12 protein-coding genes are annotated in these 14,864 nt (G+C 65.4%); 11 read left to right on the top strand and 1 reads right to left on the bottom strand.

Annotated elements, in window-relative coordinates; genetic code table 11:
• The first annotated feature begins 103 nt into the window (after nt 1-103).
• The 11 genes from oxlT (at nt 104) to AAFG16_RS33195 (ending at nt 13,801) form a co-directional block, all read left to right on the top strand.
• Complete coding sequence (gene oxlT, locus AAFG16_RS33145; protein ID WP_283080667.1) at nt 104-1,426, top strand: oxalate/formate MFS antiporter; 1,323 nt, start codon at nt 104-106, stop codon at nt 1,424-1,426.
• A 179-nt stretch (nt 1,427-1,605) separates the two neighbouring features.
• Nucleotides 1,606-2,034: a CBS domain-containing protein gene (locus AAFG16_RS33150; protein WP_212344010.1), complete on the top strand. Its 429-nt coding sequence runs from the start codon at nt 1,606-1,608 to the stop codon at nt 2,032-2,034.
• A 181-nt stretch (nt 2,035-2,215) separates the two neighbouring features.
• Complete coding sequence (locus AAFG16_RS33155) at nt 2,216-3,235, top strand: 2-dehydropantoate 2-reductase (protein WP_342732071.1); 1,020 nt, start codon at nt 2,216-2,218, stop codon at nt 3,233-3,235.
• Between the two features lie 11 nt (nt 3,236-3,246).
• The gene (locus AAFG16_RS33160; protein WP_342732073.1) at nt 3,247-4,020 is read left to right on the top strand and encodes a fumarylacetoacetate hydrolase family protein; all 774 of its coding nucleotides are present in this window, start codon (nt 3,247-3,249) and stop codon (nt 4,018-4,020) included.
• Between the two features lie 722 nt (nt 4,021-4,742).
• Nucleotides 4,743-6,149 (top strand): hypothetical protein, encoded by a 1,407-nt coding sequence (locus AAFG16_RS33165; protein ID WP_283080670.1) that lies wholly within the window; start codon nt 4,743-4,745, stop codon nt 6,147-6,149.
• 172 nt (nt 6,150-6,321) lie between these two features.
• Nucleotides 6,322-6,525, top strand: a complete 204-nt coding sequence (locus AAFG16_RS33170; protein ID WP_283087028.1) for a hypothetical protein — start codon at nt 6,322-6,324, stop codon at nt 6,523-6,525.
• A 48-nt stretch (nt 6,526-6,573) separates the two neighbouring features.
• Nucleotides 6,574-7,221, top strand: a complete 648-nt coding sequence (locus AAFG16_RS33175; protein WP_342732075.1) for a hypothetical protein — start codon at nt 6,574-6,576, stop codon at nt 7,219-7,221.
• Between the two features lie 308 nt (nt 7,222-7,529).
• A complete protein-coding gene (locus AAFG16_RS33180) occupies nt 7,530-8,525 on the top strand; it encodes a nitronate monooxygenase family protein (RefSeq protein WP_283080672.1) in 996 nt (331 codons plus the stop codon).
• A gap of 25 nt (nt 8,526-8,550) precedes the next feature.
• The gene (locus AAFG16_RS33185; protein WP_283080673.1) at nt 8,551-9,519 is read left to right on the top strand and encodes a zinc-binding dehydrogenase; all 969 of its coding nucleotides are present in this window, start codon (nt 8,551-8,553) and stop codon (nt 9,517-9,519) included.
• Nucleotides 9,520-9,884: 365 nt separating this feature from the next.
• Entirely contained in the window at nt 9,885-11,258 is a 1,374-nt protein-coding gene (locus tag AAFG16_RS33190; RefSeq protein WP_342732078.1) for a cation-efflux pump, read from the top strand.
• Between the two features lie 212 nt (nt 11,259-11,470).
• Nucleotides 11,471-13,801, top strand: coding sequence for an ATP-binding protein (locus AAFG16_RS33195; RefSeq protein WP_283080675.1), 2,331 nt, complete (start codon nt 11,471-11,473; stop codon nt 13,799-13,801).
• Here AAFG16_RS33195 and AAFG16_RS33200 read toward each other — a convergent pair.
• Complete coding sequence (locus AAFG16_RS33200) at nt 13,798-14,691, bottom strand: LysR family transcriptional regulator (RefSeq protein WP_211401157.1); 894 nt, start codon at nt 14,689-14,691, stop codon at nt 13,798-13,800. The genes AAFG16_RS33195 and AAFG16_RS33200 overlap by 4 nt on opposite strands.
• Nucleotides 14,692-14,864 lie beyond the last annotated feature (173 nt).

Consider the following 14,864-nt stretch of genomic DNA (forward strand, 5'->3'; position numbering starts at 1 on the left):
CAAGCTGCCCGCCGCGCTTGCGACGATAAGCCACAACATTTGCGACACCGGGTCATCTTGCAATCCCAGGTCGTAATCAATCAGGCGCGTTGGGAGGTTCTTGATGATTTCCAGCACTGACGGCGCCGTCACAGCTGCGCCTCTTCGCACCGGTTTCCGTTGGCTTCAGCTCGTGATGGGCATCGTCTGTATGGCGATGATCGCCAACCTGCAATATGGCTGGACGCTGTTCGTCGATCCGATCGACGCCGCCCACCATTGGGGACGCGCCGCGATCCAGCTCGCCTTCACCATCTTCGTCGTCACCGAGACCTGGCTGGTGCCGGTCGAGGCCTGGTTCGTCGACAAGTACGGCCCGCGCATCGTCATCATGTTCGGCGGCGTGATGATCGCGCTGTCCTGGGTGCTCAACTCCTACGCTGACTCGCTCACCTTGCTCTACGCGGCCGCAGTCGTCGGCGGCATGGGCGCCGGCGCTGTGTACGGCACCTGCGTCGGCAACGCGCTGAAATGGTTTCCTGACCGCCGCGGCCTCGCCGCCGGCGCGACCGCCGCAGGCTTCGGCGCGGGCGCCGCGCTCACCATCGTGCCGATCGCGACCATGATCGCATCGAGCGGCTACCAGCAGGCGTTCCTCACCTTCGGCATCGGCCAGGGCCTGATCGTATTCGTGCTCGCCTTCTTCATCCAGCCGCCGCGGATCTCGATCCCGCCGAGGAAGAAGCAGCTCAACCTGCCGCAGACCAAGATCGACTTCACCCCGCCGCAAGTGCTGCGCAGCCCTATCTTCTGGGTGATGTATCTCGTCTTCGTCATGGTCGCCTCCGGCGGCCTGATGACCGCGGCGCAGATCGGCCCGATCGCGCACGACTACAAGATCGCCAACACCCCGGTGACGCTCGCCGGCTTCCAGATGGCGGCGCTGACCTTCGCGATCTCGCTCGACCGCATCTTCGACGGCTTCGGACGCCCCTTCTTCGGCTGGGTCTCCGACACGATCGGCCGCGAGCACACCATGTTCATCGCCTTCGGCACCGCCGCGGTGATGCTCCTGACGTTGTCGGCCTATGGCCAGAATCCCATCGTGTTCGTGCTTGCGACCGCGGTGTATTTCGGCGTGTTCGGTGAGATCTACTCGCTGTTCCCCGCAACCTGCGGCGACACCTTCGGCTCGAAATTCGCAACGACCAACAACGGCATGCTCTACACCGCGAAGGGCACCGCCTCCCTGCTCGTCCCGCTCGCAAGCGTGATCTCGGCGACGTATGGCTGGAAGGCCGTGTTCGTGGTGGCGGTGGCGCTGAACGCGACGGCGGCGCTGATGGCGCTGTTCGTGATCAAGCCGCTGCGCCGCTCCTTCATCCTCGGCAAGGAAGCCGAGAGCGCCAGCACCGCAACCGGTAACGCCAAGACCGAGACGGCGTAGCGACCACACGTCTGTCACGTCGGTCAAAAAGGGGCGCAGCGATGCGCCCCTTTTCTTTTGGCGCGGCGACAAACGTCAGTAATGCTGCCGCAAGAATTTTCGGATCAGCCAAATCCAGCGCTTGACGATTGGCATTATGTATACCACACTTCCCCCATCAGTCACCCAGGGAGGTCGCCATGCTGGTCGGAGACATTCTGCGCAAGAAGACGCCGCGCGTTGTAACGGTGCGAATGAACGAAACGGTGGGTATCGCCGCCAAGCTGATGCGCGCCAACAACATCAGCGCGCTGGTGGTCAAGGACGTGGTCCGCTCTGAAGGCAACACCGCGGTCGGCATGTTCACCGAGCGCGACGTGGTGCGTGCGGTTGCCGAGCACGGCGCCAATGCCATCAACGTCAAGGTCTCTCAACTCGTCTCGGTGCAGCAGCTCGTCTCCTGCACCTCCTCGGACACGATCGAGCACGTGCGGCACCTGATGAACCGTCATCACATCCGTCACTTGCCGGTCATCGACGATTACAGCCTCGTCTCCGTCATCAGCATGCGCGACATCGCAGCTGCCGTTGACGAGGCCATCAACGGCACGCCGCAAGCGGCAGCCTAGAGCATGATCCGGAAAAGTGCGTAGCGGTTTTCCGACAAGATCATGCTCAAACAATAAACTAAAGCGCATCGCGCTTTAGAGCGGCAGCACTTCCCCTGCGACTACCGGCCCCGGCCCGGATCCATCCGAGCCGGACCGGATCTTTCGTCCCAAAATTCCGGTCTCTGCTCGCGAGGATTTCATGAAGATCTGCATCTACGGCGCCGGCGCGATCGGCGGATATCTCGGGGTTCAGCTCGCGCGCGCTGGCGCGGACGTCAGTCTCGTCGCCCGCGGTGCGCACCTCGCCGCGATGCGCGAGCGCGGCCTGACGCTGTTCGCGGGCGAGGAGACGCACACCGTGCATCCGCGCTGCACCGACAATCCCACTGAGCTCGGCGTGCAGGACTACATCATCATCACGCTGAAGGCGCATTCGATCACCGGCGTGATCGAGAAGATGCAGCCGCTGCTCGGACCGCACACCCGCATCGTCACCGCCGTCAACGGCATCCCCTATTGGTACTTCTACAAGCACGGCGGCCAATACGAGAATTCGACGCTGGAGAGCATCGATCCCGGCGGACGGCAGTGGCGCGAGATCGGCGCCGAGCGTGCCATCGGCTGCATCGTTTATCCCGCCACCGAGATCGAGGCGCCCGGCGTGATCCGTCACGTCTATGGCAACAATTTCCCGCTCGGCGAGCCCTCCGGCGAGATCACGAGCGACGTGCAGCGCCTTGCCGATCTCTTCGTCGCGGCTGGCCTCAAGGCACCGGTGCTCGACCGCATCCGCGACGAGATCTGGCTCAAGCTCTGGGGCAATGTCTGCTTCAATCCGATCAGCGCGCTGACCCATGCAACCCTCGACGTGATCTGCACCGATCCGTCCACGCGTGCCCTGTCGCGCGCGATCATGGTGGAGACGCAGGCGATCGCCGAGACCTTCGGCGTCAAGTTCCGCGTCGACGTCGAGCGCCGTATCGAGGGCGCCCGCAAGGTCGGCGCGCACAAGACCTCGATGCTGCAGGATCTCGAGCGCGGCCGCCCGATGGAGATCGACCCGCTCGTCACCGTGGTGCAGGAGATGGGCCGCCTCACCGGCATCGCCACGCCTGCGCTGGACTCGGTGCTGGCGATGGTGACCCAGCGCGCCCGCATCGCCGGTCTCTATGACGGCGTCGCGGCACCCGGCGATCCCCGCGCACTGGCGGTGGCGTGATGGCGGGCGAGATGAAACACTGGCTGCGCTTCCGTCATAGCGGTGCGACCGGCTTCGGTACGCTGACCTCATCGGGTATCAGCGTCCATGAGGGCGAGATGTTCGGCCACCATGCGGCGACCGGCAAGACACTGGCGCTGTCCGAGGTCGAGCTGCTCGCGCCGTGCGCGCCCAGCAAGATCGTCGCGCTCTGGAATAATTTCCACGCGCTCGCGGCGAAGCTCAACCAGCCCGAGCCGCCGGAGCCGCTCTATCTGCTCAAGGCCACCACCACGATCGCCGCGCCCGGCGCGGTGATCCGCCGCCCCTCTTATTACGACGGCAAGACCACCTATGAGGGCGAGCTCGGCATCGTCATCGGCAAGACCTGCGCCCGCGTCTCGCCTGGCGAAGCCGACGGCTTCATCTTCGGCTACACCTGCGTCAACGACATCACCGCCAACGACATCCTGACCCGCGACCCCACCTTCCCGCAATGGGCCCGCGCCAAGGGTATCGACGATTACGGCCCGTTCGGCCCGGTCATCGCGACCGGCCTCGATCCGGCCAAGCTCGTGGTGCGCACCATCCTCAACGGCGCCGAGCGGCAGAACTATCCAATCTCGGACATGATCTTCTCCGCGCAGGAGCTGGTCAGCCGGATTTCGCACGACATGACGCTGCTGCCCGGCGACCTCATCGCGGTCGGGACATCGGTGGGCGTCGGCGTGATGAAGGAGCCGGTGAACAATGTGACCGTCGCGATCGAAGGCATCGGCGAGCTCACCAACGAATTCCGGCTGTAGCGCTCCTTCATTCCCGGGCGCAACTCCATCGCGATCTCGGAATGAAGGCTCGCCGGACCATTTCGCCGCAGCGCGGCAAAATTGATCCTGCGCAAATCGTGCCGTCGCGGCCGCCATTATCCTTCCCGGCAACGGTTCGATGTCTGATGCGAGGGAGGACGCCATGACGAATGCCACTTATGCACTTTTGTGGACGGCTCTGTACTTTGTCCTCGCGTTCGCTGCGATCTTCGTGGTCTGGTTCGCCGACAAGATGCGATCGAACTTCCTCGGGAAGAGATAGCGAGCACGACGCCGTAGCCGGATGAGCGGAGCGTAAACCTGGACAGACGTTGACGTGGTCCCGCATGGAGCTGCGCTACGATCCTCTCTCCGTCATTCCGGGGCGCGCGTAGCGCGAGCCCGGAATCCATAACCACGACGGCCGATTGGGTCAGGCACCGCGCGCCACGCCGATCTCGCGTCAGCACAGCCGCTTGTGGTTATGGATTCCGAGCTCGGCGCTACGCGCCGCCCCGGAATGACGGCGGAGGGTGTTGACCCCTATCGCTCCACCCATCGGGAAAACCCGGCACGGCTCGCCGCCGCTCCATTGATCCGCCGACGCAGCCGGCGGTGGATTCGCGCTGCTGGACATGTTCGGCAACCGCCGCACCCCTTGATCTCGGTTCCGCTCTCCAATAGCAACTATGGCGACATTGTGCCGGCGTGAGGAATTCACGATGTGGCTGTTTTTCCTGGTTGCCTGGTTTGTCCTGCTGGCCGCCGTCGCGTTTCTCGCCCAGCAGGCGTTCGGTTACGATATCGGCCACCTGCCCGCCTGGTTCGCGGGCCTGCCCATGTCGCAACGCATCGCGACGGGCACGATCCTGACGGCCGTCCTGGCCCTGATTGGTGCGACCGCCTGGCGGTTGTCGCGCCAGGATCGGAGGCTCTACGCCCTGCGCGACCGCCTCAAGAAGACCCGCGAGGACGTCGTCGTCGCCCACGCCCTGCAAAACCACCTCGACGCCACCGTCCAGCACCTGATCGAGAGCGACCCCAGGGAGGCGGTCTCGGCCCTCCACGCCAAGCTGAGCGAGACCGAGCAGCGCGCGCTGCTGCAGCAGGGCCGCAACGAATCCACCGACATGCATGACCAGCTCGCCGAGATCCGCCGCCGCCAGCAGGAGCTGCGCGAGATGGTCGGCAAGGTCGCCGATCAGCGCCGCGCGGTCGAGCCCGTCTTCACCGAGATCCGCGACCGCCAGAACCAGCTCGAACGATCCCTGCACGACCTCGAGACCGACGACCGCAAGAACAACCTCGGCGACCGGCTCAAGGACATCGCGCGCGACGTATCGACGCTCCTGACGCGGGTGAGCACGGTCCAGCACATTCACGCAACGCTGGACCGTTACAAGGACGATCTGGCGAAATCCCACGCCGAGCTGGTGCCGCTGCGTTCGGGTGACGCCGGCATCAATGCGCTGATCGGCGAGCTCGCCCTCAGCCATGACCGCCTCGCCAAAAGCATCGACGAGCTCGAGACCAGCGGTGAGGCGCCGCTCGCCAGCCGGGTCGAGACGCTCTCGAAGAACAAGATTGAGATCGAGCAGCGCCTCGCCCGCATCGACGACAGTTTCAACATCCTCAAGGGCGTCCGGCTCGACTTTGAGGAACTTGGTCAACGCCGGGCCCAGCTCGAGCGCTCGCTCGCCGAGGTCGAAACCGACCGCGACGGCAAGACCCTTGCCGACCGTCAGAACGCGCTGAACGATTTCGTGCTCCAGTCGCGCCAGCGCCTCGGCGCGTTGCAGGAGACGCTGGCGACGCTGAACGCCTTCAAGACCGAGCTGTCGAAGTCGCAGGCCGATCTCGTCCCGCTGAAGGCTCCGGTGTTCGGCATCGAGGGGATGATCGCCGAGGTCAGCACCACGCGCGACCTGCTCGCCAGAACCGTCGGCGAGATCGAGGCAAACGCGGGTGTGACGCTGGCCTCGCGTGTGGACGCACTGACCAAGAGCAAGCGCGAAGTCGAAGACCGCCTCGCCCGCATCTTCGACAATTTCAACGCCCTCGATGCCCTGCGCAAGGACATCGGCGGCATCTTCTCGACGATCAGGAACAGTTTGAACCGGATCGGGTGAGCTTCCGGCATCGCACCACTCCGAAACATCTGGACACATCACATCTGTGTACACCCGAGAGATGCCGCCAACATGTCCCGTGCGCGCCGCAACTTGGACGCATTCGGCCGCCCTTTTGTGAGGCGTGTCTGGGGGCACGGCATGGCCGTGTTTGGACCAACCTTCTAGGGGTATCACTGTGAAGAAGACTGTATTTGTTCTGGGTGCCACGCTTGCTCTGGTGACGGCTGCGAACGCTGCGGATCTGCCGCGCCGCCAGCCCGTGCCGGTCTATCCGGCGGAGCAGGCCCCGATCGGCAAGATGCCGATTGGCAAGAGCCCGGTCGGCAAGGCCCCGATCGGCAAGGCGCCCGGCCCGGTCGCGGCGCGCTACTGACGCACTAGCGGAATCTGCGTAAGCGGCTGGCAGTCGAGGGGGCACAGCGTGACCAACAAAGCTGATCGAACGGGATCCTGCATCATCGCGGGGGCCGCGCTCGCGGCCCTGCTGGCGTGCACGACGCCCTCGGCTTCGGCCCACGAAGCGAACAAGCGCATGGCGGACGCCAATGCGCTTGCTCCGGCCGACACCGCCTCACGGCCGGCACCGCAATCGCGGCGCCCGGTCGCACGCGCGGAGAAAGGTCCCTATTACGTCGACTTCCGTGCCCGCACGGCCGCGAGCTGGGGCCATGCCTTCGTCTGGTACGGCAAGACCAGCGAGCGCGCAGTCGAGGTCGCAGGGCTCACGCCCGCCGGCGACACCTGGGCCTATGTGCTCGGGCATCTCACCTGGGTGCCATCCGAGACCGGCGCCAGCTACGGCGATCTCGATCCGGAATATCTGACCGCGAGCTATCGCGTGTACCTCAACGAGGCCGACGCCAAGCGCGTGTTCGCCTACATCAAGAAATTGCAGACGAGCTCGCCGGTCTGGAATGCCGAGACCACCAACTGCACCGGCTTCATCGGCGACATCGCCGAGTTCATGGGCCTGGAGGTCCCCAACCGCTGGCAGCGCCCGGAAGCCTTCGTCAACCGCCTCAAGGAAATGAACGGCGGCCGACAGATGGTGCGGCTGTCGGCGGAATAGCCGGTATTCAGTGTCATTGCCCGCGAAGGCGGGCAATCCAGTATTCCAACAACAGCGAGGCTAGAGCCGACAAGCCGCGGCGTACTGGATACCCTGCCTTCGCGGGGTATGACGGTGGAGTTTGAGGAAAGAACTTGCCTCATCGGGCAACGGCGCGCCCCAATTATCCGCCCCGCGGAATCCCCTCATCCTCCGCATGAGCGCCCCGCCCTAACCACACTCCCGCGCAATAGACTTTTCCCGACCCCGGCGGCATCCTCGCAGCATCAAGCGATAACAGAGCGCCATACCGGCGGGGGAAACAGATCATGCTGCAGACACGGTTCACTGAGCTCGTCGGCGTCGAGCACCCGATCGTCCAGGGCGGCATGCAATGGGTCGGCCGGGCCGAACTGGTTGCCGCCGTCGCCAATGCCGGCGCGCTCGGCTTCATCACGGCGCTGACCCAGCCGACGCCGGAGGATCTCACCAAAGAGATCGCGCGCTGCCGCGACCTCACCGACAAGCCCTTTGGCGTCAACCTCACCATCCTGCCCGCGATCAAGCCGCCGCCTTACGCCGAATACCGCGCCGCCATCATCGAGAGCGGCATCAAGGTGGTCGAGACCGCCGGCAACAAGCCGCAAGAGCATGTCGACGAGTTCAGGAAGCACGGCGTCAAGGTCGTGCACAAATGCACCAGCGTCCGCCACGCCCTCTCGGCCGAGCGCATGGGCGTCGATGCCATCTCGATCGACGGGTTCGAATGCGCCGGCCACCCCGGCGAGGACGACACCCCCGGCCTGATCCTGATCCCGGCCGCCGCCAACAAGGTCAAGATCCCGATGATCGCCTCCGGCGGCTTTGCCGACGCCCGCGGCCTCGTCGCCGCGCTCGCGCTGGGCGCCGATGGCATCAACATGGGCACCCGCTTCATGGCGACCAAGGAGAGCCCGATCCACCAGCTCATCAAGGAGAAGATCGTCGCCAATGACGAGCGCGAGACCGAGCTGATCTTCCGCACCATGCGCAACACCTCGCGCGTCGCCAGGAACGAGATCTCGACCAGGGTCGTCGCCATGGAGAAGGAAGGCGCCAAGTTCGAGGACATCCGCGAGCTCGTTGCGGGGGCCCGCGGCAAGATGGTCTACGCGACCGGCAATTCCGACGAAGGCATCTGGTCGGCCGGCCAGGTCCAGGGCCTGATCCAGGACATCCCGAGCTGCGCCGAGCTGATCTCCCGCATCGTGCGCGAAGCGGAGGCGATCATCAGGAACAGGCTCGAAGGCATGATCGTTCATCCGAGCGCGCAAGCGGCGGAATAATCACTGTAAGAAGCGAGAGCAATTGATGAAGGCTTACGTCTACGGCCCTGAGGGCGCTCAGATTTCCGACGTTCCTCAACCTAAGCCTAAAGGCACGCAAGTGCTGGTCCGCGTGCGTGCCTGTGGGCTCAATCGCGCCGACACCGGCATGCGCAAGGGCCACGCCCATGGCGCGGCCGGCGGTGTCGGCACCGTGCTCGGCATGGAATGGGCGGGCGAGGTCGTCGAGCTCGGACCGGACGCCAAGGGCGTCAAGGTCGGCGACCGCATCATGGGATCGGGCGGCGCGGCGTTTGCCGAGTATACGCTGGCCGACCATGGCCGGCTGTTCCGCGCTCCCTCGAACATGAATTTCGAGGAGGCCGCCACCCTGCCCGTCGCGCTCGCGACCATGCACAATGCCGTCGTCACCGTCGGCGGCGTGCAGCCGGGCCAGGCCGTGCTGATCCAGGGCGCGAGCTCCGGCGTCGGCCTGATGGCGATGCAGATCGCCAAGCTGAAGGGCGCAAGGCTCGTGATCGGCTCCTCGACCGATGCCTATCGCCGCGGCCGGCTGAAGGAATATGGCGCCGACCTCGCGGTCGATTCCTCCGATCCCAAATGGGTCGAGGAGGTGCTGAAGGCGACCGGCGGCGAAGGCGTCGACCTCATCGTCGACCAGGTCTCCGGCAAGGTCGCGAGCCAGAACCTCGCCGCGACCAAGGTCCTGGGCCGCATCGTCAATGTCGGCCGGCTCGGCGGCACCCATGCCGATTTCAACTTCGACCTGCATGCCGCCCGCCGCATCTCCTATATCGGCGTCACCTTCCGCACCCGGACCATCGAGGAGGTCCGCGAGATCTTCGAGGAGGTCCGGAAGGACATCTGGGGCGCGGTGGAATCGCGAAAACTGCAGCTGCCGATCGACAAGGTCTATGGGTTCGACGACATCGACAAGGCGTTCGAGCACATGGAGGCGAACAAGCATCTGGGGAAGATCGTGGTGACCTTGTAGCGGTGGCAGTGGACCAGACCTGGAGTGCGCCGCTCTCTCCGTTCGTCATGGCCGGGCTTGGCCCGGCCATCCACGTCTTGGCGGCTTGGCACGAAGAACGTGGATGCCCGGGACAAGCCCGGGCATGACGGAGCAAGTCCCGTAGGGTGGGCAAAGCGGAGCGTGCCCACCATCCGTCACTGATCGGGGAAGAACGGTGGGCACGGCGCTATGCGCCTTTGCCCACCCTATGAGAGCTGAGCAAGGACAAGTCGCCACCATTCAATTCGGAAGCATTCGCAATAGCTTCGCTCCTGCAACTCACTTGCGACTATAGCTGTGGATCGTCGCTTGATGTTCGATCTCACCCTGCTACATCCCCCGCCATGACTTCCCAGCACAACAAGACCTCGGTCGCGGCCATCTCGATCTTCGCCAGCGGCGGCATGGCGGCGGCCAAGTTCGTGGTCGGCATCGCGATCGGCTCGCTCGCACTGATCTCCGAGGCCCTGCACTCCTCGATCGACCTGGTCGCGACCATCATCACCTGGGCGGTGGTGCGGGTCTCCGACAAGCCGGCGGACGAGGAGCACCATTACGGCCACGGCAAGCTGGAGAGCATCTCCGCGCTCGGCGTCACCGCCCTGCTCTACGTGCTCGCCGGCGGCATCCTGGTCGAGGCCTATAGCCGCTTGCGCGAGGGAACCCCGCCGCCGACCATCTCGGCCGTGCCGTTCGTGGTGCTGGTGATCGACGTCGTCGTCAATCTCTGGCGCGCCCGCGCCCTGCACCGGGCCGCCCGGGAAACCAGGAGCCAGGCGCTCGCCGCCGACGCGCTGCATTTCGCCTCCGACGTGATGGGCTCATTCGCCGTGATCGTCGGCCTGATCCTCGCCGCCCTCGGCTTCTGGTGGGGCGACGCCGCGGCCGCCGCCGCGGTCGCGGTGATGATCGCCCTGCTCGGCCTGCGCATGGCCGGCTCGACCGTGCAGACGCTGGTCGACCGCGCCCCCGAGGGCGCGCAGGAGAAGGCCACCGCCGCGATCCGCAGTGTGCCCGGCGTGATCGATGTCGAGCGGCTGCGCGTGCGCATGGTCGGGGCGACCACCTTCATCGACACCATCGCCAAGGTGCCGCGGACCTACCCGATCGACCGGATCGAGGAGATCAAGCGCGAGGCGCAGGCCGCCGTCGACAAGGCGTTCGGCGATGCCGACCTCACCTTCACCCCGGTCCCCGTCGCGCGCGACAACGAGACCGTGCGCGACCGCATCATGGTGATCGCGCACAATTCCGGCCTCGCCATCCACCACGTCACGGTGCACGATCTCGGCGCCAAGCTGATCGTCAGCATCGACCTCGAGGTCGACGCCGAGATGCAGCTCGAGGCCGCCCATGACATCGCCAACACGCTGGAGCGCAGCATCCAGGAGGAGTTCGGCGAGGACGTCGAGGTCGACGTCCATATCGAGCCGCTGGAGCCTGAACTGCCGTTCGGCGTCGACGCCGCGCCTGAGCGGGTGCAGACCATCGCCGCCGCGCTGGCCGAGTTCGCCGGCGAAGGCGAGATCCACGACATCCATAATGTGCGCGTCCGCAACACCGACGCCGGCGAGATCGTCAACTTCCACTGCCGCGCCGCGCCGTCGATGAGCGTCATCAAGGTGCACGAGCATGTCGACGCGATCGAGCGCGCGCTGCGCCGCGCGTTCCCGAGCGTGAAGCGCGTCATCAGTCACGCCGAACCGCCGCGCGCGTGACATGGAATGCGTGCGGAGTCACACGTTCTCGTTTCGGACTCCTCGCCCCCGTGAGTTTGCGCACCTACGATGCGCGAACTGCCCGTTGGATAAGAATAATTTCGCGTTAACGATTCGTTGACTCTCGACAGCCCGGCAAAACTGGATTCAAATCGATGTGATTCGGAAGCGACGTGGGGCCGCTTCCGAGCAGTTTTCAGGGGGCCGAAGGCATGTCGCGTGCAGACGCCGCGAACGCGTGCGTCCAATCCGATTCGATCAAGGGATTGGCGCAATCGATCGCGAAACCTGCCTACCACCGGCTGCTGATCGCGGAGCCGGCATTGCGCCGTGCCGTGCCGACGCTCATCATCGCCTTCCTGATCACCATCTGCCTCGGCGCGTTCGTGCAGGTCGTCGACCAGACGCGGCAGAAGCGGCTGGTGATCCGGCATGACATCTCGGCGCTCGCCGACCTGCTCGCCGAACGCATCGATCGCCTCACCGCCTCGCGTCAGGAGCGGCTGAAGAATATCGAGAACCTGCCGACGCTGCTGCCCGACCTCATTCCGTCCTGGGGCCTGGCCGCGGGCCGCCATGTCATCGTCACCTCGGCCGGCATCGACCGCCGCATCCTCGCCCGCATTCCGATCGACAGCGATCCCGCCGGCAACGACCGCCTGCTCGATGCGATCACCACTGCGCAGCTGCTCGCCGCCCCGCTGCGCGACAACAACGTCTCCGACATGACGCTGCCGAGCGGCAATGCCGCGATGGCGATCTCGCGCCAGATCAAGTCGCTGCCCGGCCTCGTCACAGTGATCCAGGAGCGCAACGAGCCGATCTGGGGCTCGGACGCCGCGCTCTCGGTGACGCTGTCGGCGACCACGGGCTTCGTCGTCCTGATCCTCGGCTTCGCCTTCCACTGGCAGTCCACCCGCGCCCGCGAGGGCGATCTCATCAACGACGCCGTGCGCGGCCGCATCGACACCGCGCTCAACCGCGGCCGCTGCGGATTGTGGGACTGGGACCTGTCGCGCGGCCGGATCTTCTGGTCGCAATCGATGTTCTCGATGCTCGGCCTCGACGGCCGCAACGAGCTCCTCACCTTCGGTGAGGTCAACGCCTTGGTGAAATCCGACGACATCGACCTGTTCGAGATCGCCGACCAGCTGATCTCCGAGAAGATCGACCACATCGACCAGACCTTCCGCATGCAGCATGTCGACGGTCACTGGATCTGGCTCCGCGTCCGCTGCGAGAAGACGCGCGGGGCGACCGATTCCAGCGTGCACCTGATCGGCATCGCCGTCGACATCACCGAGCAGAAGAGCCTCGCCGAGAAGACCGTGGAAGCCGATCTGCGCCTGCGCGACGCGATCGAGACGATCCCGGAAGCCTTCGTGCTGTGGGACGCCAGCGACCGCCTCGTGCTCTGCAACTCGCACTTCCAGCGCCTGCACAAGCTGCCCGACAGCGCCGTCATCCCCGGCACCTCCTACGAGACCGTGCTCGAGGTCGGCCGCATGCCGGAGGTGCGCACCCGCCACAACGAGACCGGTGCCCAAGGCCCGGGCGCCCGCACCTTCGAGGCGCAGCTCGACGACGGCAGCTGGCTGCACATCAGCGAGCGCCGCACCAAGGACGGCGGCTACGTCTCGGTCGGCACCGACATCACCCGCATCAAGGAGCACGAGCAGAAGCTGGTCGACAACGATCTGCGCCTGCGCGCCACCGTCATCGACCTCAAGCGCTCGCAGGCGGCGCTCGAGCGCCAGGCGGTCGAGCTCGCCGATCTCGCCGAGAAGTACCAGCGCGAGAAGACCCGCGCCGAGGAAGCCAACCAGACCAAGTCGAAATTCCTCGCCAATATGAGCCACGAGCTGCGCACGCCGCTCAACGCCATCATCGGCTTCTCCGAGATCATGGGCTCGGGCATGTTCGGCGAGCTCGGCAGCGAGAAGTACCAGGAATACTGCCAGGACATCCTGACCAGCGGCCACTACCTGCTCGAGGTCATCAACGACATCCTCGACATGTCCAAGATCGAGGCCGGGCGCATGAAGCTCGACATGGAAGAGCTCGATCTGGCGCAGACGTTGGCGGAATCCTTGCGCGTCGTCACCGGCCGTGCCCAGGACAAGCACCTGAAGCTGGACGCCGACATCGCGAAATCCATCTCCGTCGTCGCCGATCGCCGCGCCACCAAGCAGATCATCGTCAATCTCTTGTCCAACGCGGTGAAGTTCACGCCCGACGGCGGACGCGTCGTGGTGCGCAGCCGGCAGCTCGACGACAAGGTCGTGCTGATGATCGCCGACACCGGCATCGGCATCGCTGCGCATTCGCTGGCGCGGCTCGGCCGCCCGTTCGAGCAGGTCGAGAGCCAGCTCACCAAGACCTATCACGGCTCGGGCCTCGGCCTCGCTATCGCCCGCTCGCTGGCGCAGCTGCACGGCGGCTCGATGCGGCTGCGCTCGAAGATCGATGTCGGCACCGTCGTCCGCGTCACCCTGCCGCGCGACGCCGTCAAGGCCGCGTGCGGGATATCGGCGGCCGCCTAAAGCTGCAGCGAGGGCGCGACCTCACGCGCGACATTGACCAGCGCCGCGATCAGCGGCGTCATGGGATCGCGCTGGGGGATCACCATGCCGATGCTGTAATTGACCTCGGGATCGACGATCGGGATCGAACGCACCGTGTCGGAGAGGCCGAGCGTCTCGGCGAGCTTGGCCGGCATCACGCTCGCCCAGCGCCCCGTCTTCACATGCGTGAACAGCACCAGCAGCGAGTTCGAGGTCAGGGTCGGCGTCGCCTCGGCGCCGACCGAGCGCAGCGCGCGATCGATGATGCGGCGGTTCTGCATGTCGGGCGTGAGCAGGCACAGCGGCACCTGCCCGACCTCGGTCCACGTCACCGTCTCGCGGTCGCCGAACATCGCATCGGGCGCGGTCAACAAACGGTAGCTCTCGTTGTAGAGCGGGATGGTGCGCACCTTGCCGATCGGCTCGTTCTCGATATAGGTCAGCCCCGCATCGACCTCGAGATTTTCGAGCAGCCCCAGCACCTCAGATGACGTGGTGGACTGGATGCGGAAGCGCACCTCGGGATGCCGGGCGCGGAACGGCGTCGTCAGCGCGGCCACCATGCCGAGCACGGTCGGGATCGCCGCGATGCGGATCTCGCCGGAGAGCTGGTGCTTCAGCCCGTTGATCTCGTCGCGCATGGCGCGGGCATCGCCCACGATCCGCCGCGCCCAGTCCAGCGCCCGCTCGCCTTCAGGCGTGAAGCCCTGGAAGCGTGAGCCGCGCTGGACCAGCATCACGCCGAGGATCTCCTCGAGCTGCTTCAGCCCGGTCGACATCGTCGGCTGGGTCACGCCGCAGGCCTCTGCCGCGCGACCAAAATGCCGTTCCTTTGCCAGCGCCAGCAGCAGTTCAAGCTTGTCGATCAACCGGACGTCCCCTCGAATTCTGTCGTGGCATGCAAGCTAGCATGTCGGGCCTGCACCAACACGCAAAAACCGGCAGCCGATACAACTTTCATTACCATTTCGTATCGACCGATTGCGGTTGCAAATCGATCAGAATTCGCAATCGCAGCATGAGACAGCTTTATTGATCTTCG

Origin of the sequence: Bradyrhizobium sp. B117 (assembly GCF_038969555.1) — a bacterium.
GTDB lineage: Bacteria > Pseudomonadota > Alphaproteobacteria > Rhizobiales > Xanthobacteraceae > Bradyrhizobium.

Bases quoted from the DNA above. Each gene is read 5' to 3' on its own strand.
- AAFG16_RS33155 (WP_342732071.1), top strand. From the start codon at position 2,216: ATGAAGATCTGCATCTACGGCGCCGGCGCGATCGGCGGATATCTCGGG.
- AAFG16_RS33195 (WP_283080675.1), top strand. From the start codon at position 11,471: ATGTCGCGTGCAGACGCCGCGAACGCGTGCGTCCAATCCGATTCGATC.
- AAFG16_RS33160 (WP_342732073.1), top strand. From the start codon at position 3,247: ATGAAACACTGGCTGCGCTTCCGTCATAGCGGTGCGACCGGCTTCGGT.
- AAFG16_RS33190 (WP_342732078.1), top strand. From the start codon at position 9,885: ATGACTTCCCAGCACAACAAGACCTCGGTCGCGGCCATCTCGATCTTC.
- AAFG16_RS33180 (WP_283080672.1), top strand. From the start codon at position 7,530: ATGCTGCAGACACGGTTCACTGAGCTCGTCGGCGTCGAGCACCCGATC.
- AAFG16_RS33165 (WP_283080670.1), top strand. From the start codon at position 4,743: ATGTGGCTGTTTTTCCTGGTTGCCTGGTTTGTCCTGCTGGCCGCCGTC.
- oxlT (WP_283080667.1), top strand. From the start codon at position 104: ATGATTTCCAGCACTGACGGCGCCGTCACAGCTGCGCCTCTTCGCACC.
- AAFG16_RS33185 (WP_283080673.1), top strand. From the start codon at position 8,551: ATGAAGGCTTACGTCTACGGCCCTGAGGGCGCTCAGATTTCCGACGTT.
- AAFG16_RS33150 (WP_212344010.1), top strand. From the start codon at position 1,606: ATGCTGGTCGGAGACATTCTGCGCAAGAAGACGCCGCGCGTTGTAACG.